Raw genomic sequence first — 26,710 nt, forward strand, 5'->3', positions numbered from 1 at the left:
GTCAGGGGGCGTGGCGGCGGGAGCGAGAATCCCCGTGCGCCAGCAGGTAAATCAGGTGCGCAATACCGGCGCTTTCATCAGCCCTGAGGGTACGCGCCAGAGTGCGCCACTCGATGGGCTGGCCAGAAGAGGGCCGGGAAAAACAGGCTCGCTCGAGTTCACCAAGCGCGTTGCCGACCCGATTATGCCCAGCGCCAGGCAACTGGCCTGATTGATAACAGGGGACTTGCCAGCGCAAACTCGCCCACTGGATCAGCGCCTTGCGACTGGCATCCGGCTGATGTTGGCCAAGGGCGTGCTGCAGTCGATAGAAGGCGTGCCAGCGGGGCCCGTGGCGCCATAGTGCACGCAGTGCCAGGGCCAGTACGACCCACCAAAGGCTCTCTCGCAGCGCCATCTGCGGGCGCTGATCACCCGGTTGCGAACGTGTAGCTGGCTGGAACGTCAGCTTGATGGCGGGCAGGCTGGCCTGCTCAATCCGGCCACTTTGGGTATTAAACCAAGGAAGGTCAATGGGGGGGAGCTGATAGTCGCCGCTCTGCTCCGCGACCAGGGTCTGGCGCCATTGCCGCTCAAACAGCAGCTTGCCATCGCGGTAACGCTCCTGCTGTTGCTCACCATCGGGATGGGCCTGCACGCCGGTGGGCAGTTGATGGGCCATCAGGGGGGCAAGCTGGATCTGGCCGCTGTCACCATTTTCCATGGTCAGGGTGAGGATCCGGATCAGCGGTTCACCCACTTCGCCCGTGGTGGCCGGTTCAAGCCGTTGGCTCAGGGTCAGCCGGGTGGCCACCGGCGTGGCGGGGGCCTTGTCCACCCTCACCTCGAGTGGTGCCGCGCGGGCCGAGAGTCGTTGCGCCTTGCCCCCTTGCTGCGTGAGCCGCCCCTGCAAGCGGGGTGAGTCGAGGTGCCAGAGCCCCGGCGCCTTTGCCTGAACGAGCCAACTGCGGGTGAGCCTGCCGGGCAGACCCGCCTGAGCGGGAGCGATCCACTCATCGCTACCGAGGCGACGGATGGTGAAGTAGGCAGAGCTGAGCTCGCTCAGGGCCGGGTTTTGCATGCTGGTGGGCAGCCACAGGATCAGTCGGTAGATCACCGGCTGGCCGGGATAGAGCGGGCCCTGATGATCAAGGCTGGCCTGCATCTCGAGGGGCGAGGGTGCCTCCGGCTGTGGCAGCGCGGCTGTTTTCGCCTCTCTCAGTGGCAGGGTGAGCGAGGGGGTGAACTCATTTCCCAGCTTGAGCGGGGCAATCACCACCTCTGTATCAGTGGGTGAATTGCTCTGGTGCAGCGGGATCTGCCAGCGAGTCAGTTGTTGTACCGAGGTCGTGACCCGGCTCATGGTCACTCTGCCCACCGCAAACTGGCGCAGTAGGGGGGTGAGCTCCAGCTCGCTACTCTGGCGCTCGCCATCCGCTTCGATGATCAGCAGCCAATCGCTGGGGTCGGCCCCCGGCAGCACCTCTGCCCGTGGGGGCAAGGCCCAGCAAAGTGGACTCGCCAGTGCGAGCAACAGTCCCCATCCTGCCCGCGTCACCAGGGCTCCTCCACCTTGATTAGGTCCCTGCGAAGTGCCTCTTTGCGCAGTCGCTGCTCCAGCAACAACACCGGGGGAGAGGGTGGCAGGGGCATTGCGGTCACCTGCTGATCCGCCGCTGGTTCGGGCTGCTTGCTGCTGTTGCTGGTGTTGGGAGCGGCCGCCGCACCGCCCTGTAACAGCGAGAGGTTATAGAGCGCATCTTCATGGCCGGGCTCCAGCGCCAGGGCGGCCAGATAGGCCTCCTTGGCTGCCGCAAACTCACCCAGTTGCAGCAGGGCATTGCCGCGGTTGTAGTGGGCGGTGGCACTCGCCGCTTCCTGATAGGCTGCGATGGCTTGCCGGTAGGCCCCGGCCCGATACCAGGCGTTGCCGCGCCAGACCGGATCATTGAAGCTTTGAGCGGCCCGCTGAAAATCTCCCTGTTGATAAGCCTGCATCGCTTGCAGATCCACCCTCTCTGCTGCCTGCAGATCTTGCGGTGCAAGCAGTTGCGATCCCATCATCAGCGCCACCATCAGTCGAGCGCCGACTCGGGCCAGCAAGGCGAGCGGTAACAAGGGGAGCAGCAACCAGGGGCCAAGATCCAGTGGCGCTGGGGTGAGGGCCGAGGTCGTGGTGGGGAGGGGGGCAAATCGAGGAACGTCGCTGCCAAGCCATTGCAGCTCACCGCCGAGGCGATTGGCCAGCGCGGCCATGGCCTGACTATCGGGGGCAGGCAGTTGTGCCGGCAAGCGGGTAGCAAAACCCAGCTCATTGGCCGGGATGGCGGGCATGGGTGCCGGTTGACCGCTGCTGGCGAGCAGAATATCGAGGCGTGCCGACTTGGTGTCGCGGCAAAGAAGGCGCTGCTGGCAGGGCCAGAGTGCGGCGATTTGGGTCATCTGGTTCGTGGTGAGGTCGTCGGTGATCAGCAGCAGACGCGCCTGTTCACCGGGAGCAATCTGCTTCATGGCAAGCTCAACGGCCCGTGCCGGGTTGCTGCCCTGCAGCGGCATGATATCGGGGCGCAAGTCGGGCAGCAGCAGCGAAAGGGCCTGATGATCCCGGGTTGGCGGCATGGCGAGGTAGGCATCGCCTGCGTAGAGGATCAGCGCAATGCGTTCGCCCTTGGCGCGGCTCAGCAGTTGCTGCAACTGCCATCTTACCCGGGTAGCCCGATCCGGTTTGAGATCGGTGGCGGTCATCGAGCGTGACAAGTCCAGCAGCCAGATATCGAGCGGCGCCGCAGGCTGCTGTTGCAGCTCACCGCGCAGTGCCGGCCCGCTCAGGGCCAAAATCACGGGCAGGGTTGCCAGCCAGAGCCAGGGGCGCTGAGGGCGGGATGCGGGCAGCAGATAAGCCTGCATCGCAGGTGCGAGCAGCGGCGGCTGGCGACGATGGCGCCACCCTTGCCAGAGCCAGGGGATGAGTGCGATCAGCCACAGGGGGCGGAGCAAGATCAGCTCCATCTGCGCGCGCCTCGTGCCAGCCAGTTACGCACCATGCGAAGCTCAAGCCTGCCGCGCCCTGACGGCAGAAGCAGCAAGCCACAAAGCAGTGCCAACGGCCAGGGGTAGAGCTCGCTCACCGGCTGGTACTGGGCAACCGGCATGGGGGCCGGTTCAAGGGCATTAAGGGTCGCGTTGATGGCATCGAGATCGCTCTGGGTACGTGCCCGAAAGTAGCGTCCCTGGCCTGTCTGCGCCAGCGCTTGAAGAAGCTGCTCGTCCAGTTCGCTGCTGGGATCGGCCTGACCGCTGCCAGCCTCATCGTAGGGTTGAATAAAGGTATCGGGATCGGCCCCTACCCCCAGCGTATAGATCCGTATTCCCTGCGCCGCGGCGAGTTTGGCCTCCTGCAGCGGGTCGGCGTTGCCTGCGGTATTGCGGCCATCGGTGACCAGCAGCAGGGCAGTGGGGCGACCAGGATCCCCATGTTGACGTGCCAGCTGGATTGCCTCGCCAAGGGCGGTGGTACGGCCGACCAGATCAAAATCGAGCTCGTCGCTCAAGGTCAACAGCGCCGGGATCTCCTGAGTGAGAGGAGATAGCAGGTAGGCGTGATCGGCAAAGACGATTAGACCCACCCTGTCACCGGCCCGTTTGGCGATCAGCGCCTTGATCTGCTGGCGCACCGCCGTCAGCCGCGCTTGCTGCTCGCCGTTATCGAGCATATCCGGGGTGCGCATGCTGTCTGACAGATCCACCGCCAGCAGCAGATCCCGACTCCCTTCATATTGGATCACCGGTTCTCCCCACCATTGAGGGCGGCAGAGGGCGAGGATAAGGGCACCCCAGAGCAATATAGCGCGCCAGAGCGGCAATCCGGCGTGGGGGCGTAACAGTGCAAACCCGGGGTGAGCCAGATAGCCGTGGCGCAGGGGCGGCAAGCCGAAGCGCACCAGCAAGGGCAGCACCAGCGCCAGTGCAAACCAGGGCCAGGCCAGGATCATGAATGCCTCCGCGCGGCTTTGCGCCCCGAGCGGGGGGAGATCTGCAAGAAGAGGGTTTGACCCCAGCGGCGATAATGTTGCCGCAGTTGTTCGCACTGCTCGCTGCTCGGGTTCTGGCTGCCATAGAGCCAACTGCTCCAGTGAGGGGCGAACTGGCTGAAGTCGCTGCCGCCGTGACGATCGACAAAGGCGAGCCACGCCTCTCCTTGCAGTTGGCGCGCCTCGGGCCAGCGTTGTAGCGCTTCATGACGCAGGGCTTCCTGTATGCGTGCCACCAGCAGCGCCGGATCCCCCTCTAGCTGGCGGCACCAGCGGCGGTAACGTATCACTCTCCGGGCAATCAGGACGATCAGACACAGAAGGAAACCGGTGATCAGCAGCCACAATAGCGCCTGCACCCGAGGATCCAGACCTTGTTCAATTAGATCAGGCCCCGGGTGAATGTCGCGCATCAGGGCGGCCAGTGGCGGAGTGATGGCGTCGGAGGCGGGACTGGCGCTGTCGAGTTCGGCGGGGGAGATCATCCCTGATGACATAATCCCTCCTGCCACTGTTGTTGCAGCGTCTGGCTGTTATCGAGCAGGTATAGGCGCTGTACCAGCGGCAGCAACTGCTGCTTGCTGTGGGCCAGCTGCTGCTCGGCGGATTGCCGGTAGCGGCGGGAGAAACCGGCATGGCCTCCATCCAGCCAGCCCTGATAGTGTTGCCCGGGCCGATCGATGGCCACCGGCAGTTGGCCGCCTCGGGGAAGGGCTGCCTCGAGGGGATCGCGGATCTGCCAATAGTGAATATCGTGGCGCCGCGAGAGCAGCTGCAGCTGCTGACAGAGCGCCGACTCGCAGGGCCTGTGATCGGTGATGATCGTCAACTTGGCTCCGTGAGGCAGCTTCAGGCCGGACAAGGTGTCGCCCAGCGAGTGAGAGAGCGCACGTCGTGCCAGCCCTTGCTGGTAGTGATGGCAGAGTGATTCGAGCAGGGGCAGCACGCTGCCGCGCTGGCTCTGGTGTTGGGGAATAAGCCCGTGGCAGATCAGAGAGTTGTGTTGCTTCATTCCTTGCCAGATCAGGGCTGCCGCCAGCTCGCACCCCAGGCGCGCCTTGAGCTGCAGCGTAGAGCCGAAATACATGGCGGGAGAGAGATCGAGCAGCAGCCAGTGCGCCTGATCCAGCTCTTCACTATAGAGGCGGGTATAGGGACGACCGAGGCGAGCCGTCACTCGCCAGTCGATATGGCGCACCTCGTCACCAGCCTGATAGGTGCGCAGCTCCCGAAACGTGAGCCCGGGGGAGCGGCCCGGTTTGCCGCGTTCGCTGCTGCTTTTGCCTGCTCTCGGTCTGGCTCTGGCATTGGCCCAGAGCCGGATATTGAGCAGCCGTGGCAGTGACAGGGCAATATCGGGATGCAGACCGGGATTTAGGGGCATGGCACCTGATCCAGCAGTTGGGCGATCAGGATGTCATTATCCAGATTGTCGGCCAGAGCCTGATAGCTGGGAATAAGGCGGTGGCGCAGCACCGGATAGGCTTGCAGCTGGATATCTTCCGGCAGCACATAATCACGCCCCGCGAGCCAGGCACGGGCGCGGGCAGAGCGAGCCAGCCCCAGTGTGGCGCGGGGGCTGGCCCCCACGGCAATCAGCGGTTCAAGAGCCGGGCACAGACCGCTGCCCGGGCGGGTGGCGCAGACCAGCTCCACCAGATAGTGCTCCAGTCGGCTTTGCATGGTGACCGCCAGCACCTCGCTGCGGGCACGTTGCAAAGTGGTCTGGCTCAGGGTCACTGGCGCCGCGCCAAGCTGCTCGCCGCTGGCATTGAGCTGCAAGATGGCCAGTTCCATGGTGGGGCTCGGGTAGTCCACCATCAACTTGAGCAGAAAGCGGTCGAGCTGAGCCTCCGGCAGGGGATAGGTGCCCTCCTGCTCGATGGGGTTCTGGGTCGCGGCCACCATAAAGAGCGGCGGCAGCCGCCAGCTCTTTTTGCCCACGGTGATCTGGTGCTCGGCCATGGCTTCCAGCAGCGCTGATTGTACCTTGGCCGGTGCCCGGTTGATCTCGTCTGCCAGCACCAGATGGTTGAACAAGGGGCCTGGCTGGAATACAAAACTGGCATCCTGCGGGTGGAACACCTCGCTGCCGGTGAGATCGGCGGGGAGCAGGTCGGGGGTAAACTGGATTCGGGCAAAGCGCCCCTCGACGGCGCCAGCGAGCGCCTTGACGGCGCGGGTTTTGGCAAGACCGGGCGCCCCTTCGATTAACACATGCCCTTCACATAACAGGGCGATTAAGAGCCCTTCGACAAGCTCCTCCTGTCCCAGAATCTGACTGCCAAGATAGTCCCTAAGTGCGCTGAACTCGGCCGCTGCCATGCGATAAACCCGTTGTTTTTATGGAAGTTGATCTTTTTATACTCCAGTTGCTCCCCAAGGGCGAGCAAAGGGGCCTTGCCGTGCTTAATTTAGTTTCAATCAGCTGTATGAAACTTGTGATTGGATTGTTAAGATGTGGCGCAATGAGGTCAGACCTCTGCCTTTTAAACCAAGGAGCCAGGATGAAACAGCCATTGAAACTGACGACTCGCCAGGGCGAACGGATTGCCGTCGTGGCGGGGCTGCGTACCCCCTTTGCCAAGCAGGCCACCGCCTTTCATGGCGTGCCTGCAGTCGATCTAGGCAAACTGGTGGTGAGCGAGTTGCTCGCCCGCACCGATCTCGATCCCATGCTGATCGATCAGCTGGTGTTTGGTCAGGTGGTGCAGATGCCGGAAGCCCCCAACATTGCCCGCGAGATCGTACTCGGTACCGGCATGAGCGTCACCACCGATGCCTATAGTGTCTCCCGCGCCTGCGCCACCAGTTTTCAGGCGGTGGCCAACGTCACCGAATCCATCATGGCCGGAACCGTGGATATCGCCATCGCCGGCGGTGCCGACTCCTCTTCCGTGCTGCCCATCGGGGTGAGCAAGACGCTGGCGCGCGCCCTGGTGGATCTCAACAAGGCGCGCAATCTGCAGCAGCGCTTCAATATTCTGCGTCAATTGCGGGTCAAGGATCTGCTGCCGGTGCCGCCTGCGGTGGCGGAATACTCCACCGGCCTCTCCATGGGACAGACCGCCGAGCAGATGGCCAAGAGCCACCAGATCAGCCGCGAGGCGCAAGATGCGCTGGCGCACCGCTCCCACACCCTGGCCGCGCAGGCCTGGGCCGATGGCAAGCTCAGCGGCGAGGTGTTTACCGCCCATGTACCGCCTTACAAGTCACCACTGGAGCGGGACAACAACATCCGTGAAAGCTCGGATCTCGCGAGCTACGCCAAGCTCAAGCCGGTGTTTGACCGGGTTCATGGCACAGTCACTGCGGCTAACGCCACCCCGCTCACCGACGGCGCCGCCGCCGTGCTGCTGATGCGGGAAGGGCGGGCGAAGGAATTGGGTCTCGAACCGCTGGGTTACATTCGCAGTTTCGCTTTTTCGGCCATCGACGTATGGCAAGACATGCTGATGGCGCCCTCCTATGCCACACCGCTGGCGCTGGACAGAGCCGGTATCACGCTCAGCGATCTGACGCTTATCGACATGCACGAAGCCTTTGCCGCCCAGACCCTGGCCAACCTCAAGATGTTTGCAAGCCACGAGTTTGCCCGTGACAAGCTGGGCCGCGATCAGGCCATCGGTGAGGTAGACATGGACAAGTTCAACGTCCTCGGTGGTTCGCTGGCCTATGGCCACCCCTTTGCCGCGACCGGTGCGCGGATGATCACCCAGACCCTGCACGAGTTGCGTCGTCGCGGTGGGGGATTGGGGCTCAACACTGCCTGCGCGGCGGGTGGATTGGGCGTGGCTATGGTGTTGGAGGTTGAATGATGAGCGCTAAGACTTTTTCCCTGGATGTTCGCAAAGATGGCATCGGCATCCTCACCATGGATGTGCCGGGCGAGAGCATGAATACCCTCAAGGCTGCCTTTGTGGAGGAGATCCGCACCGTACTGGCCGAGGTCAAACGCAACAAGGATTTGATCGGTCTGGTGATCACCTCCGGCAAGAAGGACTCCTTCATCGCCGGTGCCGATATCACCATGCTGGCCGCCTGCACCAGTGCCAAGGATGCCGAAACCCTGTCGCGGGAAGGACAGGAGATCTTTGCCGAGATCGAAGGGCTGACCATTCCGGTGATCGCCGCCATCCACGGTCCCTGCCTCGGTGGCGGGCTGGAGCTGGCGCTGGCCTGTCATGGCCGGGTGGTGACCGATCACGGTAAATCTGTGCTGGGATTGCCGGAAGTTCAGCTCGGTCTGCTGCCGGGCTCTGGCGGTACCCAGCGTCTACCGCGCCTCATCGGGGTGGCCAAGGCGCTGGATCTGATGCTGACCGGCAAGCAGGTACGGGCCAAACAGGCCAAGAAATTGGGGCTGGTGGACGATGTGGTGCCGCCCTCCATCTTGCTGGATGCCGCCATCAAGCTGGCCAAAAAAGGCAAACCGCGCCATCAATTGAAACGGGATCTGCAAGGCAAGGTGCTGGAGACCAACAAGCTGGGCCGCAAGGTGCTGTTCGATCAGGCCAGCAAAGGGGTGAAAGCCAAGACCCGTGGTAACTACCCGGCGCCGGAGCGGATCCTCGAGGTGGTGCGTATCGGTGTGGAGGAGGGGATGAAGGCCGGTCTGGCCGCCGAATCCCGCCACTTTGGCGAGTTGGTGATGACGGCTGAGTCCGCCGCCCTGCGATCCATCTTCTTTGCCACCACCGAGATGAAAAAAGAGGTCACCTATCAGGGAGCAGAGCCACGCAAGGTGGCCCATGCAGCCGTGCTGGGCGGTGGTCTGATGGGAGGGGGCATCGCGTTCGTCACCGCCACCAAGGCGGGTGTGCCGGTGCGGATCAAGGATGTGGCCAGCAGTGGCATCGGTAATGCCATGCGCTACAGCTACGACATTCTGGCCAAGAAGCTCAAGCGCCGTCACATCCTGCGCAGCGAGCTGGAAAAGCAGATGAGCCTGCTGACCGGCACCCTCGACTACTCCGGTTTTCACCGGGTCGACATGGTGGTGGAGGCGGTGTTTGAAGATCTCGCACTCAAACACCAGATGGTGAAGGATGTGGAGCGTGAGTGTGGTGAGCACACTGTGTTTGCCTCCAACACCTCCTCACTGCCCATCAACCAGATTGCGGCAGAGGCTGAGCATCCGGAGCGGGTCGTGGGGCTGCACTACTTCAGCCCGGTCGACAAGATGCCACTGGCGGAGATCATCCCCCACGCGGGCACCAGTGCCGAGACGGTCGCCACCACCCTGGCTTTTGCCCGCGCCCAGGGCAAGACGCCCATCGTGGTGAAGGACGAAGCAGGTTTCTACGTCAACCGCATCCTCGCACCCTACATGAATGAGGCGGCAAGACTGGTGCTGGAAGGGGAGCCGGTGGAGGTGCTTGATAGCGCACTGCTGGACTTCGGCTTCCCGGTTGGCCCCATCACCTTGCTCGATGAGGTCGGTATCGACGTGGGCGCCAAGATCTCTCCCATCCTTGAGAAAGAGCTGGGCGGCGAGCAGTTCCAGGCGCCCAAGGCGTTCGACAAGCTGCTGCAAAACGATCGCAAGGGACGCAAGAACGGCAAGGGCTTCTACCTCTATGGCAAGGCGGCGCCACGCAACAAGCTGACAGGAAAAGAGGGCAAGAAGACGGTGGACGAGAGCGTCTATGGCGTGCTCGGGATCAAGCCTTCCGCCAAGCTGGCCCGTCAGGAGATCGCCGAGCGCTGCGTGCTGCTGATGCTCAACGAAGCGGCCATGGCGCTGGATAGCGGTGTGGTCTCCTCGGCCCGAGATGGCGATATCGGTGCCATCTTCGGCATCGGTTTCCCGCCGTTCCTCGGTGGTCCGTTCCGCTATATGGATACGCTCGGGATCGATCATCTGGTTGGCCGTCTGGAGCATTACCAGAAGCGCCACGGCGATCGGTTTACCCCCTGTGCCCGCCTCAAGGCGATGGCCGCAGAGCAGCAGAGCTTCTACTGATAGCCGTTGCAGCTTGACCGCAAGATAAAGAGGCCCGCACACCATGCGGGCCTCTTGCTATGTGGTGGTTTGTTCGGGTTGTATGGCTTGGGAAGCGCTCATGCTGACAGGGTTAAATGCCGATAAAAAAGGCTATGTCCCAATTACGTGTTGCATGGGGCGCCCCAGCGCCTCATGCAAACACGCTTTGATATTCACGCCCTCCCGTAACGCTCCAGCATCCTGCGCCAACCCAGATAGTTCTTCAGATAGTGGGTCGCCACGCCATGGAAACGCTCCATCCACTCTTTCAACCGATGGTGATACCCGTTCACGTGCTGGATGTGATACGCACCGACCACTCGTTCGCCTTGGCGATTGTGCACTACCTGATGGGTTATGCCCTGCTCTTTGCTGAAACAGGCATACACCCCCGCACCATCGCTACACAGCACCGCATCCGGTGACACCAGCGGCTTCAAGACCGCGATGACCACCTCGGCATTTATCTTCTCTAGCTGAAAATCCGCATGGTGGCCTGCCCTGTCTTGCACCACCATCACCGGAATGTAATCCGGCCCGGTTCCACGGGTTCGCCCCTTGCCACCACGATGTCTTGGCGGACGTGGTAGTCCCCGTTGCCCCTTGAACGATTCGAGGAAGAAGGTCTCATCGACCTCAACGATGCCCTCTTCCCATGTGGCTTGATGACCTGCCATGGCCCGCAAGAAGCGGTGACGCCAGAGGAACGCGGTGTTTTTGCTGACCCCACAGCGCCGAGCTGCCTGGCGGACGGTCAGTCCATCGATGAGGGCTTGCGCGTAGTCTTCCCAGCACTGTGCTTTGCGCAACCGCGACAGAGGCGTTTTGGTCAGAACGGTGCTGGTGCGCAGACACAGTTTGCAACGGTAGCGGCGCAGTCCTCGACTCCATCCCCAAGGCGCCATCTGGGCGACATCTGCCTGACAATGTGGGCAGCCACTGCATGCCGGTAACTGAGTATTGAGCGAGGTAATGGAGTGGGGTGCAGTGAGCTCCTGCTGAGCAACACGGCGCTGGCGCAGGGTTAACTGGGGAAATAGTGACAACAGGTGTTGAAAGGCTGGGGTATCCATGATGGTAGACCTCAAGGTGATGGCCTACTTCAAGATTAGCCTTTCAACACGTAATTGGGACAGAGCCATAAAAAAGCGGCCCACCGAAGTGGGCCGCCGAGATATCAGGTCACCAATCAGATCCCCGGTTTGCGCTCCGGGCAGCGGCCGATGATATCGGGTGGCAGATCGCCGTTATCCTGCTCCAGCACCACGTCGAATCCCCACAGTTGATGCAGGTGCTTGAGCACCTCATGGCGCGAGTCGCCAAGGGGGATGCGGTTGTGGGGCACATAGCGCAGGGTGAGGGAGCGATCTCCCTTCACGGCCACGTTGTAGACCTGAATATTGGGTTCCAGATTGCTGAGGTTGTACTGGGCTGACAGGGTGTTGCGCACCTGACGGTACCCCTCGTCATTGTGGATGGCGGAGACCTTCAGATAGTTCTTCAGATCGTCGTCATCGATGGCGAACAGCTTCATATCCCGCATCACCTTCGGGCTTAAGAACTGGCTGATAAAGCTCTCATCCTTGAAGTTCTGCATGGCAAAATGAAGGGTCTCCACCCAGTTGCTACCAGCGTAATCGGGGAACCACTGTCTGTCCTCCTCGGTCGGGTTCTCGCAGATGCGGCGCAGGTCGGTAAACATGGCAAACCCCAGCGCATAGGGGTTGATCCCCGAGTAGTAGCGACTGTTGTAGGCCGGTTGATAGACCACGTTGGTGTGGCTGTGCAGCACCTCCATCATGAAGCGATCGCTCAGCTTGCCCTCGTCATAGAGGTGATTGAGGATGGTGTAATGCCAGAAGGTGGCCCACCCCTCGTTCATCACTTGGGTCTGCTTTTGCGGATAGAAATACTGGCTGATCTTGCGCACGATGCGCACCACTTCCCGCTGCCAGGGCTCCAGCAAGGGGGCATTCTTCTCGATGAAGTAGAGAATGTTCTCCTGGGGCTCGGCGGGATAGCGTCTGTCCTCCACCCCCGCGGCTTTATGCTGCTTGGGCAGGGTACGCCACAGCTCGTTGACCTGGGTCTGCAGATAATCTTCCCGCGCCTTCTGACGCCGCTTCTCCTCGGCCATCGAGATCTTCTGTGGCCGCTTGTAACGATCCACCCCGTAGTTCATCAGCGCATGACAGGAGTCCAGTAATCGCTCTACTGCTTCAATACCGTGTTTTTCTTCACACTCGGTAATGTATTTTTTGGCAAACAGCAGGTAGTCGATGATGGAGGAGGCATCGGTCCACGCCTTGAACAGGTAGTTGTTCTTGAAGAAGGAGTTGTGACCGTAGCAGGCGTGGGCCATCACCAGCGCCTGCATCGGCATGGTGTTCTCCTCCATCAGGTAGGCGATGCAAGGGTCGGAGTTGATGACGATCTCGTAGGCCAGCCCCATCTGGCCGCGCTTGTAGTTGCGTTCGGTATGGATAAAGCGCTTGCCGAACGACCAGTGTTGATAGCCGATGGGCATGCCGACACTGGAGTAGGCATCCATCATCTGCTCGGCGGTGATCACCTCGATCTGGTTGGGGTAGGTGTCCAGCTTGTAGAAACGGGCTACCCGGGCGATCTCCTGATGATAGGTCTCCAGCAGATCGAAGTTCCAGTCTGGTCCGTCATCCAGTGGCGCTACACGTTTTTCAGTTTCGATCATGTGACCTCCTCACGCCGCTTGTTTCTTGAACAGCTCGCGGAACACCGGATAGATATCCTCGACCTTGCGAATGTGCTCCATCGCAAAGTGGGGGAACTGGCTGGCGACCGACTCATATTCGTGCCACAGAGTCTGGTGGGCACGGGTAGTGATCTCGATGTAGGAGTAGTAGCGAACCCTTGGCATGATGTCCCGCGCCAGGATCTCCCTGCACTGCGGTGAGTCATCTGCCCAGTTGTCACCGTCCGATGCCTGCGCCGCATAGATGTTCCACTGGTTGGCGGGGTAACGCTCGTTGATGATGTCGTTCATCATCTTGAGCGCGCTGGAGACGATGGTGCCGCCGGTCTCCTGGGAGTAGAAGAACTCGTGTTCATCCACCTCCTTGGCCTGGGTGTGGTGGCGGATATAGACCACCTCGACGTTCTTGTAAGTCCGGCTCAGGAACAGATAGAGCAGGATATAGAAACGCTTGGCCATCTCCTTGGTGGCCTGATCCATGGAGCCAGAGACGTCCATCAGACAGAACATCACCGCCTGGCTGGAAGGGACGGGCCGCTTGACGAAGTTGTTGAACTTGAGATCGAAGGTGTCGATAAACGGCACCGCATCGATCCGCCGTTTCAGCTCCCTGATCTCCTTTTCGAGCAGCGCGATTTCGGCAAAGTGTTCGTTGGGATCGGCGGCCAGCAGGGCCAGCCTATCTTCCAGTTCATGCAGCTGGCGTTTCTTGCCCGCTTGCAGCGCCATGCGCCGCGCCAGCGAATTTTGCAGCGAGCGCACCACGTTGATGTTGGCGGGCACCCCGTTGGAGGTGTAGCCCGCCCGGTAGGTTTTCATCTCCATCAGCTGGTTGAGCTGGGTTTTCTGCAGCCTTGGCAGCTCCAGATCCTCAAACAGCAGATCCAGGTACTCATCCTTGGAGATCTGAAACACGAAATCATCGGCCCCTTCACCCTGATTGGATGCCTGCCCTTCGCCGGAACCCTGTCCACCGCCCCCTCCTTTGGGGCGGTCAATCTTGTCGCCGGAGACGAATTGATCATTGCCGGGATGCACCATCTCCCGTTTGCCGCCTTGCCCCTGATGGAAATGGGGTTCGCCGATATCCTTGGTCGGGATGCTGATGTTCTCGCCCTTGTCTACGTCCTGAATGCTGCGCTTGGAGACAGCATCCGAGACCGCTTGTTTTATCTGCTTCTTGTAGCGGCGGATGAAGCGCTGCCGATTGACAGCGCTTTTGTTTTTGCCGTTGAGCCTGCGGTCGATAAAATGCGCCATAACTCCCCCTTGAACAGTCAGGGTCAGGATGACTTGCGTACCCTGAGATACCATTCGGAGAGCAGTCGCACCTGTTTGCGGGTGTAGCCTTTCTCCATCATCCGTTCGACAAAGTTATCGTGCTTCTTCTGCTCCTCGGCCGAGGTTTTGCTGTTGAAGGAGATAACCGGCAGCAGCTCTTCCGTGTTGGAGAACATCTTCTTCTCGATCACGGTGCGCAGCTTCTCGTAACTGGTCCAGTTGGGGTTACGGCCTGCATTGTTGGCCCGGGCACGCAGCACGAAGTTGACGATTTCGTTACGGAAATCTTTCGGGTTGCTGATCCCGGCGGGTTTTTCAATTTTCTCCAGCTCGCTGTTGAGGGACGCTCTGTCAAACAGCTGGCCGGTCTCGGGGTCACGGTACTCCTGATCCTGGATCCAGAAGTCGGCGTAGGTGACGTAGCGATCGAAGATGTTCTGACCGTACTCTGAGTAGGACTCGAGATAGGCGGTCTGGATCTCCTTGCCGATAAATTCCACATAGCGCGGGGTCAGATAGCCCTTGATGAACTCAAGGTAGCGATCGTGCAGCTCTTGCGGGAACTGCTCGCGCTCGATCTGTTGCTCCAGCACATAAAAGAGGTGCACCGGGTTGGCGGCCACTTCCGCGTGGTCGAAGTTGAAGACGCGGGAGAGGATCTTGAACGCAAAGCGGGTAGAGAGACCATTCATCCCCTCGTCCACACCGGCGTAGTCGCGATACTCCTGGTAGCTCTTCGCCTTGGGATCGGTGTCTTTGAGGCTCTCGCCATCATAGACCCGCATCTTGGAGTAGATGCTGGAGTTTTCCGGCTCTTTCAGCCGTGACAGCACCGAGAATTGACCCAGCAGTTCGAGGGTGCCCGGTGCACATTTGGCGTCGGTCAATTCACTGTTGATCAGCAGTTTTTCGTAGATCTTCACCTCTTCCGAGACGCGCAGGCAGTAAGGCACCTTGACGATGTAGACCCGGTCGAGGAAGGCCTCGTTGTTCTTGTTGTTACGGAACTGCTGCCACTCGGATTCGTTGGAGTGGGCCAGCAGGATGCCGTCAAAGGGGAGGGCGGAGAGCCCTTCAGTGCCGTTGTAGTTCCCCTCCTGGGTTGCCGTCAACAGTGGGTGCAGCACCTTGATGGGCGCCTTGAACATCTCGACAAACTCCATGACACCCTGGTTCGCCTTGCACAGCGCTCCGGAGTAGGAATAAGCATCGGCGTCATCCTGGGCGAAGTGCTCCAGCATACGGATGTCGACCTTGCCGACCAGCGAGGAGATATCCTGGTTGTTGTCATCGCCCGGTTCGGTTTTGGCGATGGCGATTTGATCGAGGATGGAGGGATTGACCTTCTCCACCTTGAACTTGCTGATGTCACCGCCAAACTCGTGCAGGCGCTTGGCCACCCAAGGGGACATGATGGGGCGCAGGTAGCGGCGCGGGATGCCGTACTCTTTCTCCAGGATCTCCCCGTCCTCTTCGATATCGAACAGGCAGAAGGGGTGATCGTTGACCGGTGAGCCCTTGATGCGATAGATGGGTACCTTTTGCATCAGGGATTTGAGTTTTTCTGCCAGCGAGGATTTACCGCCGCCAACGGGGCCCAGCAGATAGAGGATCTGTTTCTTCTCCTCCAGCCCTTGGGCGGAGTGTTTGAGGTAGGAGACGATCTGTTCGATGGCCTCTTCCATCCCGTAGAAATCCTTGAAGGCGGGATAGCGTGCCACGACGCGGTTGGAGAAGAGTCGGCTCAGTCTGGGGTTGGCAGAGGTGTCTACCATCTCCGGCTCACCGATGGCGGTCAGCAGACGTTCGGCTGCGGAGGCATAGCAGGCTTTGTCCTGCTTACACATATCCAGGAACTCCTGGATGGTATATTCCTCTTCTCTCGCTTTCTCATATCGCTGTTGGTAATGCTCGAATATGCCCATAACTTTGCCCTCGTTATAGTCGCTTACCCTGAAAAAAGTGGATGACTGCTTTTGTGTTGTGCGCTTTTAAAGCCTAGTCAACAGCCTCCAGTAATCCATCACGGTTGATTGGTTAAATTCTGAAGAATCCTGCCCGATCCTTGTGCGGGAAGGGTCAGTCAACAACACCGCTATGTTACTGACTGTTAAATTATTTTTGCCACGATAGTGAGGTAAATGTCAAAGACATAAAAAATAAATGTTTATGGGAAACGGGGAATTTATTGCGAAAAGATTAAGGCTTTTGATGAAAGGCAACAGGGGGGCGGGCTGGCGGGGCTATGGATGAAAATGTCATTACGTGTACGTCAACGTAAATGCGCTTGTTTGGAGCTTGAGCTCTAATTTTTACATTGACGCTACATTTCGGGTGCCCTAGATTGGCGATGTGTGAGCAGCATGACGCTTTAGCAAGAGAGTTGACTGTTACCTCACCAAGCTCTGTTTAAGCACGTTTCCGTTGGCTTGACCCTCGCAACCGCGAGGGTCTTCTTTTTTCAGCATCCGCAGACGCGGATCGCTGCTGGTGGATGTAGAGGCCGCGCGATCACCCGAACATAGGGATCACCGATCAAGGGTAGGCTTGTTGCACTGCTGTCAGGACGCGGGCAAACGGGTGTGCGGCCAGTTGGCCTGCACCCGCCAGCGATTTGGCCTTGACCCGGCTGGTCAGCGGTGTAGCGATACCGCACAGGAAGCGGGCCAGCACCCGGGCATCCACTGAACCGGTCTTGGCAATGAGCGGATCGCACCAGGCACGGATCCCCGCCTCGTTTGGCATGGTCAGTTCGGGCTGGGGCGGGAGATGCGCCACCTCGCCGCGACAGACCGAACAGTGGCCGCAATGAACCGGCGCTGCCTCATCGGCGAAATAGCGGGCGAGGCGGTGACTCAGGCACTCATCCGAGGTGAAAAAGTCGAGCATGGCTTGCAGTCTGGCCAGCTCGCTCTGCTCTTTTTGTAGGAACAGGGCGTGCAGGGCGTTTGCTTCCTGCTCGTTGTCCCACCCCTGACGGGTGATCCGGTAGACCTCGGTCATCTGCTTGCTTTCGAGCTCGATCCAGCCCTGCTGCTGCAGGTAGTCGAGCGCCGCAACCGCCCGCTGTCGCTCCCCCTGATAGCCCTGCCAGAGGGCGTCAAAGTCCATGGTGCACCAGCTGCGCGCTTGCGGGGCGCAGGCGAACAGTTGCTCCAGAAACTGGCGACGATCCGGATTGAAGCGACTCACTATCTCGCCTTTATCCAGCACAAACTTGAAGCGGTAGTCGGCGTAGTAGCTGTAGGCCGGGGTGATGATGCCCGCCATCTCCAGATAGACCAGCAGGGTTTTCAGCGGCAACTGGCGGATATTGGTGTCGTTAGATAGGCGCAGCAGGGTGAATTCCCACTCGTTCCCGCTCTGCCCGATGATGGCGAGCAGCTGGAGGATGGCACTCAAATCCGGGGTATCGCCGTAGACGAAATTCTCCAGCACTGGCAGCTGGCTCTGGTTGGCCAGCACGATACAGCGTGATGGCTGGCCATCCCGTCCGGCGCGGCCAATCTCCTGGCTGTAGTTCTCGATGGATTTGGGCAGATCGTAGTGAATGACCCGCCGGATATCCGCTTTGTCGATCCCCATGCCAAAGGCGATGGTGGCGACGATGCAATCCACCTTGCCCGCCATGAAGTCGTGCTGGATCTGGCTGCGCAGCGCCGAGTCGAGTCCGGCATGGTAGGCACGGGCGTTGATCCCTTGCCCAATAAGCTGCTCGGCGCAGGCTTCGGCGGTGTGCTGCAAGGTGACGTAGACGATGGTGGGGGCAGCCGGCTCTTGCGTCAGCGTTTGTGCGAGCCAGCCATCCCGCGCGTCAGGCGCCAGGGGGATGACAGCCAGATCAAGATTGGAACGGTAGAAACCGGTGACTACAACTCCTTCAGGCTCGATGCCGAATTTGGTCTGCATATCCTGAATAACCGCTGGCGTGGCGGTAGCGGTCAGCAGCAACACCTGCGGGATCTTCAGGTCATGGCGATAGCTCGGCAGTTTGAGGTAGTCGGGGCGAAAGTTGTGGCCCCACTCCGAAATACAGTGCGCCTCGTCAACTACCAGCAGCGACAGGGGCACTTGTTCGATAAAGCGGCGAAAGCGCTCGTTCTTGAGCCGCTCCACCGAGATCATCAGGATCTTGAGCTGCCCATCCAGCGCCTGCTGCATCACTCTGCGGCTCTCTTCCGGGCTTTGGCTCGAGTCGAGGGTGGCGGCGCTTATTCCCTTGCTTTTGAGGAAGGCGAGCTGATCGTGCATCAGCGCCAGCAGCGGCGAGATCACCAGGGTCAGGTGGGGCAGGGCGAGGGCGGGCAGCTGATAGCAGAGGGACTTGCCTGAGCCGGTGGGGAAGATGGCGGCGGCACTCTGGCCAGCCAGCACCCGGCTGATCACCGCCTCCTGGCCTGGCCTGAGTGTGGAGAAACCAAAATATTGGTTGAGCAGGGATGGGATCATGGCAAGGCTCCGCAGCAAATGGGGGATGATAGCACAGTGACACCGGTCACGGATGGCGACCCATGGTGCAGGGTGAGTGTGCCGATAAAACGTACAAAAATGGGTGGTTGCACTGTGGTTAAGGTTTTGTTGCGGTTTTTTGTGATGGAAACGGGATATTTTTTGGTGAGCTGCTGGAAAAAAAGGATGGCGAATGGGATATTCCGTCATGCAATCCGGTGACTGGCGGATCGGCCCGACAGAAGGCTGGCCACAGACACCACACTCGGGCGACAGGGGTTGCTCGGGTGCAAGATTGCTGACAGGACTCATGATTCATGCACTACGGTGCCTAGGGACTTTTTGATGACACAACAACACCCCCTCCTTCGGCTGGTCAATAGCACCAGTCTGGTCAGCCAGATCCTGGTTGGTCTGGTATTCGGTATCTTGCTGGCACTGTTTGCGCCCGAGTGGGCGAAAACGGCAGGTCTGCTCGGCAGCCTGTTCGTTGGCGCACTGAAAGCGGTGGCGCCGCTGCTGGTCTTCGTACTGGTCATGGCGGCCATTATTGGTCACAAGCAAGGTCAGAAGACCAACATGCGACCGATCCTGCTGCTCTATCTGTTTGGCACCTTCTCTGCGGCCGTGGTCGCGGTGGTCGCCAGCTTCCTGTTCCCCTCCAACCTCCATCTGGTCGCCAATACTGCCGAGATCACCCCGCCGGGCGGGATCACCGAGGTGCTGCAGACTCTGCTGTTCAACGTGGTGACCAACCCGGTCAAGGCGCTGATGGATGCCAACTATATCGGGATCCTGGCGTGGGCCATTGGTCTGGGTATCGCCATGCGCCATGCCAACGAAAGCACCAAGGCGTTGATCACCGATCTCTCTCACGGTGTCTCCACCATAGTGAAAGCGGTGATCCGCTGCGCCCCGCTCGGTATTCTGGGTTTGGTTGCCTCGACCCTGGCCGAGACCGGCTTCGATGCGCTGTTTGGTTATGCCCAACTGCTGGTGGTGCTGATCGGCTGCATGCTGTTTATCGCCTTCGTGGTCAACCCGCTGATCGTGTTCTGGAAGATCAAGCGCAACCCCTATCCGCTGGTGCTGACCTGCCTCAAAGAGAGCGGTGTGACCGCCTTCTTCACCCGCAGCTCTGCCGCCAACATTCCGGTCAACATGACGCTGTGTGAAAAACTGCGTCTGCCGGAAGATACCTATGCGGTCTCCATCCCGCTGGGGGCCACCATCAATATGGCCGGTGCCGCCATCACCATTACTGTGCTGGCCATGGCCGCGGTACATACCCTGGGGATGGAAGTGGACATGGCAACTGCGGTGCTGCTCTCCGTGGTGGCAACGGTCAGCGCCTGTGGTGCGTCCGGCGTGGCCGGTGGCTCCTTGCTGCTGATCCCGCTGGCGTGCAGTCTGTTTGGCATCAGCAACGACATCGCGATGCAGGTGGTAGCCGTCGGCTTTATCATCGGCGTGTTGCAGGATTCTGCCGAGACAGCCCTTAACAGCTCTACCGACGTGCTGTTCACCGCGGCAGCTTGCATGGCCGAAGATGAAACCCTGCTGGCACCTTCCGCGCTGCCCAGCAGCGAGGCGTGAGCCGATAACGGTTTACATCACGATAATGTTGCGCCCTCTTCGGAGGGCGTTTTTTATGAGCCAATGTCGTCATCGTTGCTTGAGCTGGTCGCAAGTTCATTGACTGATGTTTCGTATATCTGGCGGTGTTGGTATCGCTTACCCCTTGTTATCTAGCGCTCATGTTAGATAGTTCCCTTCCACTGGTGGCCGTCCCTCTCTGTTTGTCTCTGGTCTATTTGTTTCTGGTCTATTCGATAGCAGCAGTTCGATCCTGCCGTTCCCCTTGTCTGGATACACGCCTGTCTCTCTCTGCAAAAGACGGGGAGGGCGACAGTATTAGCCGTTGCATACCAGTCACCTTGAAAAGACCCCGGAGGCGATGCAAAGGTTTGACGCTTCGCTGGCGCGTATCGGCGTGGTGTGGGGTGACAGAAAACGCATTTATTCCATACCGGTTGCTGGTCAAGGTCGCGCTGGCGCCATGGCGAGTCCGGGTGACCAGCAGATGGGGGGATTGGCTATGGGCTGGAGGGGATGGGCTGGTCGAGGATGTGCAGAGATAAAAAAAGCCAGCCGAATGTTCGGCTGGCTTTTTTGCTATCAGAGCAGGTTGCGAAGATTAACCAACCAGCTGATAGAGGATGGCAGAGATGGCGATCATCCCCATGGTCGCAACGAAGGCGTTGCTGATATGGCCCTGATACTTCGCCATGGCCGGGACGCGCTTGATGGCGTACATCGGCATGATGAACAGGATGGTGGCGATAATCGGGCCGCCCAAGGATTCAATCATGCCCAGGATGGAGGGGTTAGCCACGGCGGTGCCCCACAGGGTCAGGATGAAGAAGGCGATGATGAACATCTCGACTTTCTTGGCATTCGGCTCTTTGCCGGAGTTGCGCATGTTCTGCACGATCATCCCTTTCAGACCTTCACGGGCACCCAGATAGTGACCGAAGAAGGAGGAGACGATGGCCACGAACGCAACCAGCGGACCGAAGTAGGAGATGATGGGGCTGGCATGCTGGTTCGCCAGATAGGAGAGCACGGCGATGTTCTGGGCCTTGGCTTCTGCCAGCTGGGCCGGTGTCAGGCTCATGACGCAGGAGAAGACGAAGAACATCACGAAGCCCAGCAGCACCATGGCGGTACGCTTGAGGATGGCATCGGCTTTCTGGACGGCGTGATCACCGTGATCGCGGCGCTGTGCCAGCGAGAAGCTGGAGATGGCCGGGCTGTGGTTGAAGGAGAAGACCAGTACCGGGATGGTCAGCCACAGGGTGGTGGCGAAATCCTTGGCGGAGGGTACTTGCTCCAGCGCGGCGCCGGTCCAGTCCGGAATGAGGTACAAAGAGATACCGGCCAGAATGACGATCAGCGGGTAAACCAGGAACTCGGTGACTTTCAGCATCAGCTTCTCACCGGCCAGCATCACCGACATCATGCCCATGATCAGCACAATGGAGAGGATCCAGCGCGGCGGGGCACTCATCTGCAGCTGATTGACCATGAAGCTTTCAACGGTGTTGGTGATACCCACGCCGTAGATCAGCACGATGGGGTAGATGGCGAAGAAGTAGAGCAGGGTGATTAATTTACCGGCCCCCACGCCAAAGTGCTCTTCCACCACTTCGGTGATGTCTGCATTGGGCTTTTTGGAGGAAAGCACGAAGCGGGCCAGACCACGGTGGGCCAGATAGGTCATGGGACCCACCAGCAGCGCCATGACGACCAGCGGCCAGAAACCGCCCATACCCGCGTTGATCGGCAGGAACAGGATACCCGCGCCAACCGCGGTCCCGAACAGGCTGATGACCCAGGTAGAGTCGCGTTTTTCCCAACGAGTGGTTTGAGTAGAGCGGATCCCTTGCTCCGTTGACGCCGCAACTCCCTGCGTGCCAGTGACTGTGTTTGACATCTATCTCACCCCGAATGTGTGGTTCTTATTAAGTCGGCGCAAGGATACGGTTTTTTTAATCAAAAATGTTGATCAAATTCATCTTTACGGCACAGAAAACCGCACTTTCTTATGGAAATGTGATCAAAACAAGAAAAGTTCAATTTTTGTTTATCATCTGGCACGTTAGTTTAGTGTTAACGAGCAAATTTTGTGCGCGTAAATGTAAGCGAGATGTTATCTGGCGAGGTGTCGGGCTAGCTGGTTGATCATGCTGGCGGTGGCCCCCCAGATAAAGTGCTGTTGCCAGGGGATCCAGTAGATGGTGTGCTGTTTTCCGCCTCTGGCAAGGGGCAGGGGGATGTGGTTGCGCCGATCCAGCAGATGGGTCAGCGGCACTTCGAAGGCGTGATCTACTTCATCCGGGCTCAGAATGAGGGGATAGTCGCCATCGAGCAGCCCCAGCACCGGCAGCACCTCGAATCGTGACACCGTATTGAGCGGGTTGAGGGTACCGATCACCTCGATCAGCTGCGCCGGAATGCCGAGCTCCTCTTCGGTCTCCCGCAGCGCCGTAGCAATGAGGTTCTCGTCGCCGGGATCCTGCCGTCCACCGGGGAAGCTTATCTGCCCACCATGATGACGCAGCCGGGGGCTGCGCCGGGTCAATAACACGCTGAGCCCCTCGTCGCGCATCACCACCGGGATCAACACCGCCGCCGGGCTGAGCCCGCCAATGGCGAGGCGGTGGGCCGGGGCGGGTTGCTGCAACTGGAAGCGGGTCAGCAGTTCGTGGCGATCCATGGGAGGCAGCTCCATCTTTGATGCGGTTGCTGGTCGGGGTTACAGCGCCGACAACGGCGGCAGGATGCGGGCGACCTTGTCATAGGTCTCCTGGTATTCGCTGTCGGCATCGGAGTCAGCGATGATACCGCCACCCGCCCAACAGTGCAGACGACCCGCTTCGGCGATCAGGGTACGAATGCAGATGCTGGTATCCATCCGGCCATGCTGGCTGAGATAGCCGATGCTGCCGCAATAGGCATTGCGGCGCTGGGGCTCCAGCTCCTCGATGATCTCCATGGCGCGGATCTTGGGGGCGCCGGTGATGGAACCTCCCGGGAAACAGGCGCGCAGCAGATCGACCCCTTGCCAGCGTGCATCCAGCTCACCGTGGATGGTAGAAACCAGATGATGTACCGCCGGAAACGACTCCACGCTAAAGAGATGTGGCACGCTGACCGAGCCCGGCCGGCTGACCCGACCGATGTCGTTGCGCAGCAGATCAACAATCATCAGATTCTCTGATCTGTCCTTGTCGGCCTGGGCCAGCTCCAGCGCGACTTGCCGATCGGTAGCCGGATCAGGGTGGCGAGGGCGAGTGCCCTTGATGGGCTTGGTCTCGATATGGCGGCCATCGAGCAGCAGGAACCGCTCGGGGGAGAGGCTCAGCAGCGCACTATCCGGCAAGCGGATAAAGGCAGAGAAGGGGGCCTTGTTGGCGGCCGCCAGCAGGCAATAGGCCTGCCACTCATCCCCCTGATAGGGGGCGCTGAAACGCTGGGTCAGGTTGATCTGGTAGCAATCCCCCGCGGCGAGGTATTCCTGAATGCGGGCAAACTTCTCGCCATATTCCGCGCGGCTCATATTGCTCTGCCACGCCCCCTGCAAGGAAAAAGCGGGGAGCGGGGCGGCCTGTTGTTGTTCAAGCCAGGCCAGCCGCTTGGCAAGGCCCGCTTCATCCCCCCAGTGAACTAGTTGCCAGTCGCCGCTCGCCACATGGCGCAGCAGCGCCCAGTCGTAGATGCCCACCGCCATGTCCGGCACCGCGATATCGGCGGCAGCCTGCATTGGCAGTCGCTCGAAGCGGCGGCCCAGATCATAGCCAAACAGACCGAGGGCGCCGCCAATAAAGGGAAGGCGAGTGGCGCACAGATCCAGTTCCCCCAGCAGTTGTTGCTGGGTGCGGGCCAGCAGGGCGAGGGGATCTTCATGGTGCTCGCTGGTCTCGCCATGCCGGGTGAGTGTGGTGACAAGACCACGGGTTTCGAGGGTCGCCAGCGGATCGGCGCTGATGATATCAACGCCGTTGTCGGCGCCGAGTGGCCCTGCCGATTCCAGCAACATGGCCCATGGCTGATGTTGCAGGCGGGCAAAAAGCTGATGGAGTTCAGCGCGATGGTCTAGATGATGGATATGAAGTGTTGGCGTCATTTTATGTTACACAGGCAACAGTTTAGTTCCCGAACCCTAGTCGGTGCTGGTGGGCAAGCGTATCATAGGTGCCGGTGACTTAAGAAAAAACTGCCGTGTCGTTCGTTTTTTGCTGGTTGATAGTTTTTAGCCAGCACGTCAGCACGGCCCATCATATGGAAGCCCTTGCTCTGCCTTTTGGCAGGGATAAGGACCAGTGAGGATGATATGAGCATTATAAAAAAACAGGATTTCATCGATTCTATCGCAGATGCCCTCCAGTACATCTCCTATTACCACCCGTTGGATTTTGTCCAGGCAGCCAAAGCGGCCTATGACCGCGAGGCCAACCCAGCCGCGAAAGATGCGCTGGCCCAGATCCTGATCAACTCCCGCATGTCCGCCGAAGGCCATCGTCCGCTCTGCCAGGACACCGGCATCGTGACCTGTTTCGTCAAGATCGGCATGCAAGTCCAGTGGGACAGCGACATGACGGTGCAGGAGATGGTGGACGAAGGCACTCGCCGTGCCTACACCAATCCTGACAACCCGCTGCGCGCCTCCGTGCTGGCCGATCCGGCTGGCAGTCGCAAGAATACCAAAGACAACGCCCCTGCCGTGGTGCATATCGACATGATCCCCGGCAACAAGGTGGAAGTGAGCATCGCGGCCAAAGGCGGCGGCTCCGAGAACAAATCCAAAATGGTGATGCTTAACCCCTCAGATGATGTGGTCGAGTGGGTACTCAAAACCGTGCCGACCATGGGCGCGGGCTGGTGTCCGCCCGGCATGCTGGGCATCGGCATCGGCGGTACTGCCGAGAAGGCCGCCGTGCTGGCCAAAGAGGCGCTGATGGAGCACATCGACATTCAGGAGCTGATCGCCCGTGGTCCCGATACCACCGAAGAGAAGCTGCGGGTCGAACTCTACGACAAGGTCAACAAGCTGGGGATCGGTGCCCAGGGTCTGGGCGGCCTGACTACCGTGCTGGATGTGAAGGTCAAATCTGCCCCGACTCACGCCGCCTCCAAGCCGGTGGTGATGATCCCCAACTGCGCCGCCACCCGTCACGTTCACTTCGAACTGGATGGCTCAGGCCCTGCCGAACTGACTCCGCCGAAACTGAGCGACTGGCCAGAGATCACCCGTGAAGCGGGTGGCAACGTGCGCCGCGTCAACGTCGATGGCATCACCAAGGCAGAGCTCGCCAGCTGGAAGAGCGGTGATACCGTGCTGCTGTCGGGCAAGATCCTCACCGGTCGCGATGCCGCCCACAAGCGTATCGCCGACATGCTGAAAAATGGTGAAGGATTGCCGGAAGGGGTCGATTTCACCAACCGCTTCATCTACTACGTAGGCCCGGTCGATGCGGTGCGTGACGAAGTGGTTGGCCCGGCTGGCCCCACCACCTCCACCCGGATGGACAAGTTCACCGACATGATGCTGGGTGACACCGGCCTTATCGGCATGATTGGCAAATCCGAGCGTGGCCCGAAAACCGTCGAGAGCATCAAGCAGCACAAGGCGGTCTATCTGATGGCGGTGGGTGGCGCCGCCTATCTGGTGGCGAAAGCCATCAAGAAGGCGCGCGTGGTGGCCTTTGCCGATCTCGGCATGGAAGCGATCTACGAGTTTGAAGTGGAAGATATGCCGGTGACCGTTGCGGTCGACTCCGAAGGCAACAATATCCACGAAACCGGCCCGGCCTACTGGTCTGCGAAAATTGCAGAGCTGGACGGCAAACTCTCCTCCTGAGTGACCGTTCCCGCAGCCGGTTAACGGAATCGGCTATGTAAAAAAGGCGCGTCCATCCGGATGCGCCTTTTTGCTTTGGCTGGCCTGCTATGGGCTCAGGTTGACCGTTTGTGGCAAGCAGATATAAAAAAGGATGGCGTGACGCCATCCTTTTTCGTTGTGTTTGTGCTCTGTCTGCAGCGCAATCGAGCTTGGATTAGGCCTTTTTCAGGTAGGCGGCAACCAGTACGATCTGCACGCCGTTGACCTTGCCTTCGATATGGAGCGGGTTGTTGGTCAGACGGATGCCCTTGACCAGGGTACCACGCTTGGCGGTGAAACCGGCGCCCTTCACGTCCAGATCCTTGATCAGGGTGACGGAGTCGCCCTCTTGCAGCACGGCGCCGTTGGAGTCAACGGTCGGCGTGCTGTCGTCATCTTCGTCAGCCAGTCCGGCTTCGGCCCAGGCCTTGGCTTCGTCTTCCATGTACATCATGTCCAGCAGATCCTGAGCCCACACCTCACCCTTGCCGGAGAGTGCTTTCAGCTGGCGCCATGCCATGACCTGTACCGCAGGCACCTGGCTCCACATGCTGTCACTCAGGCAACGCCAGTGGTTGACCACTAGGGTGTCAGGCTGTTCCAGCTGACCACGGCAAGTGTTACAGATAGCCACGCTGTGATCATCGTCGCTGGCGGGAGAGTGAGGCACCACGAAGGTGGTCAGCGCCTGCTCGGCGCTGCACAGTTCACACTTGGCGCCCGCGCGCGCTTGCAGAATGGCGTTGATGGTCATGTTGTTGGTCCCATAGCTAGTGTAAAGCGACCCGCGTTGGGCGGGGCGCGTGAAA

Annotated in this window: 18 protein-coding genes and 1 pseudogene; 4 read left to right on the forward strand and 15 right to left on the reverse strand. The window is 59.9% G+C overall.

Translation table 11 applies throughout. The features are described 5' to 3' along the window. Nucleotide 1: 1 nt before the first annotated feature. Genes BSP75_RS13600 through BSP75_RS13625 form a run of 6 tightly spaced genes read right to left on the reverse strand, consistent with a single transcriptional unit; the run spans nucleotide 2 to nucleotide 6,335 of the window. Nucleotides 2–1,513, reverse strand: coding sequence for a BatD family protein (locus BSP75_RS13600; RefSeq protein WP_075113549.1), 1,512 nt, complete (start codon nucleotides 1,511–1,513; stop codon nucleotides 2–4). A gap of 20 nt (nucleotides 1,514–1,533) precedes the next feature. Further along, nucleotides 1,534–2,988 carry a VWA domain-containing protein gene (locus tag BSP75_RS13605; protein WP_075113550.1) on the reverse strand — a complete coding sequence of 485 codons (1,455 nt, stop codon included), beginning with the start codon at nucleotides 2,986–2,988 and terminating at the stop codon, nucleotides 1,534–1,536. Beyond that, the gene (locus BSP75_RS13610) at nucleotides 2,979–3,971 is read right to left on the reverse strand and encodes a VWA domain-containing protein (RefSeq protein WP_075113551.1); all 993 of its coding nucleotides are present in this window, start codon (nucleotides 3,969–3,971) and stop codon (nucleotides 2,979–2,981) included. The genes BSP75_RS13605 and BSP75_RS13610 overlap by 10 nt, the downstream gene beginning before the upstream one ends. After that, nucleotides 3,968–4,507 (reverse strand): DUF4381 domain-containing protein, encoded by a 540-nt coding sequence (locus BSP75_RS13615; RefSeq protein ID WP_075113552.1) that lies wholly within the window; start codon nucleotides 4,505–4,507, stop codon nucleotides 3,968–3,970. The genes BSP75_RS13610 and BSP75_RS13615 overlap by 4 nt, the downstream gene beginning before the upstream one ends. Continuing rightward, the gene (locus tag BSP75_RS13620) at nucleotides 4,492–5,394 is read right to left on the reverse strand and encodes a DUF58 domain-containing protein (protein ID WP_075113553.1); all 903 of its coding nucleotides are present in this window, start codon (nucleotides 5,392–5,394) and stop codon (nucleotides 4,492–4,494) included. Before BSP75_RS13620 ends, BSP75_RS13615 begins: the two co-directional genes overlap by 16 nt. Beyond that, nucleotides 5,385–6,335, reverse strand: coding sequence for a MoxR family ATPase (locus tag BSP75_RS13625; protein ID WP_075113554.1), 951 nt, complete (start codon nucleotides 6,333–6,335; stop codon nucleotides 5,385–5,387). The genes BSP75_RS13620 and BSP75_RS13625 overlap by 10 nt, the downstream gene beginning before the upstream one ends. A 182-nt stretch (nucleotides 6,336–6,517) precedes the next feature. Here BSP75_RS13625 and fadI point away from each other — a divergent pair, with 182 nt between their 5' ends. Together fadI and fadJ are read left to right on the forward strand one after the other, a co-directional pair. Continuing rightward, nucleotides 6,518–7,828, forward strand: coding sequence for an acetyl-CoA C-acyltransferase FadI (gene fadI, locus BSP75_RS13630; RefSeq protein ID WP_075113555.1), 1,311 nt, complete (start codon nucleotides 6,518–6,520; stop codon nucleotides 7,826–7,828). Beyond that, nucleotides 7,828–9,975 carry a fatty acid oxidation complex subunit alpha FadJ gene (gene fadJ / locus BSP75_RS13635; protein ID WP_075113645.1) on the forward strand — a complete coding sequence of 716 codons (2,148 nt, stop codon included), beginning with the start codon at nucleotides 7,828–7,830 and terminating at the stop codon, nucleotides 9,973–9,975. Before fadI ends, fadJ begins: the two co-directional genes overlap by 1 nt. Before the next feature lie 132 nt (nucleotides 9,976–10,107). Here fadJ and BSP75_RS13640 read toward each other — a convergent pair. The 5 genes and pseudogenes from BSP75_RS13640 to BSP75_RS13660 all read right to left on the reverse strand — a co-directional run bounded on the left by BSP75_RS13640 (nucleotide 10,108) and on the right by BSP75_RS13660 (nucleotide 18,457). Beyond that, nucleotides 10,108–11,069: pseudogene (locus tag BSP75_RS13640) on the reverse strand (IS1595 family transposase). A gap of 116 nt (nucleotides 11,070–11,185) precedes the next feature. Further along, nucleotides 11,186–12,706, reverse strand: a complete 1,521-nt coding sequence (locus BSP75_RS13645) for a SpoVR family protein (RefSeq protein ID WP_042060437.1) — start codon at nucleotides 12,704–12,706, stop codon at nucleotides 11,186–11,188. Between the two features lie 9 nt (nucleotides 12,707–12,715). Beyond that, nucleotides 12,716–13,987 carry a YeaH/YhbH family protein gene (locus tag BSP75_RS13650; RefSeq protein WP_042060435.1) on the reverse strand — a complete coding sequence of 424 codons (1,272 nt, stop codon included), beginning with the start codon at nucleotides 13,985–13,987 and terminating at the stop codon, nucleotides 12,716–12,718. 23 nt (nucleotides 13,988–14,010) lie between these two features. Beyond that, nucleotides 14,011–15,933: a PrkA family serine protein kinase gene (locus BSP75_RS13655; RefSeq protein ID WP_075113556.1), complete on the reverse strand. Its 1,923-nt coding sequence runs from the start codon at nucleotides 15,931–15,933 to the stop codon at nucleotides 14,011–14,013. 610 nt (nucleotides 15,934–16,543) lie between these two features. Continuing rightward, the gene (locus tag BSP75_RS13660) at nucleotides 16,544–18,457 is read right to left on the reverse strand and encodes an ATP-dependent DNA helicase RecQ (RefSeq protein WP_075113557.1); all 1,914 of its coding nucleotides are present in this window, start codon (nucleotides 18,455–18,457) and stop codon (nucleotides 16,544–16,546) included. Nucleotides 18,458–18,802: 345 nt separating this feature from the next. Here BSP75_RS13660 and sstT point away from each other — a divergent pair, with 345 nt between their 5' ends. After that, nucleotides 18,803–20,053 (forward strand): serine/threonine transporter SstT, encoded by a 1,251-nt coding sequence (sstT, locus tag BSP75_RS13665; protein WP_058051928.1) that lies wholly within the window; start codon nucleotides 18,803–18,805, stop codon nucleotides 20,051–20,053. A gap of 601 nt (nucleotides 20,054–20,654) precedes the next feature. Here the strand turns inward: sstT and BSP75_RS13670 are convergent. The 3 genes from BSP75_RS13670 to pabB form a co-directional block, all read right to left on the reverse strand. Then, on the reverse strand, nucleotides 20,655–21,953 hold the full coding sequence (locus tag BSP75_RS13670; RefSeq protein ID WP_042657394.1) for a serine/threonine transporter: 1,299 nt from the start codon (nucleotides 21,951–21,953) through the stop codon (nucleotides 20,655–20,657). 216 nt (nucleotides 21,954–22,169) lie between these two features. Further along, nucleotides 22,170–22,736: a CoA pyrophosphatase gene (locus BSP75_RS13675; protein WP_075113558.1), complete on the reverse strand. Its 567-nt coding sequence runs from the start codon at nucleotides 22,734–22,736 to the stop codon at nucleotides 22,170–22,172. A gap of 39 nt (nucleotides 22,737–22,775) precedes the next feature. Beyond that, nucleotides 22,776–24,059 carry an aminodeoxychorismate synthase component I gene (pabB, locus tag BSP75_RS13680; protein ID WP_232100273.1) on the reverse strand — a complete coding sequence of 428 codons (1,284 nt, stop codon included), beginning with the start codon at nucleotides 24,057–24,059 and terminating at the stop codon, nucleotides 22,776–22,778. A gap of 294 nt (nucleotides 24,060–24,353) precedes the next feature. On the opposite strand from pabB, the gene BSP75_RS13685 reads away from it, so the two are divergent. Further along, nucleotides 24,354–25,880 (forward strand): fumarate hydratase, encoded by a 1,527-nt coding sequence (locus tag BSP75_RS13685; protein ID WP_075113560.1) that lies wholly within the window; start codon nucleotides 24,354–24,356, stop codon nucleotides 25,878–25,880. Nucleotides 25,881–26,076: 196 nt separating this feature from the next. On the opposite strand, the gene BSP75_RS13690 is transcribed toward BSP75_RS13685, so the two are convergent. Continuing rightward, nucleotides 26,077–26,655 carry an alkylphosphonate utilization protein gene (locus BSP75_RS13690; protein WP_075113561.1) on the reverse strand — a complete coding sequence of 193 codons (579 nt, stop codon included), beginning with the start codon at nucleotides 26,653–26,655 and terminating at the stop codon, nucleotides 26,077–26,079. Nucleotides 26,656–26,710: the final 55 nt, after the last annotated feature.

It is taken from the genome of Aeromonas sp. YN13HZO-058 (assembly GCF_001921245.1).
GTDB lineage: Bacteria > Pseudomonadota > Gammaproteobacteria > Enterobacterales > Aeromonadaceae > Aeromonas > Aeromonas allosaccharophila.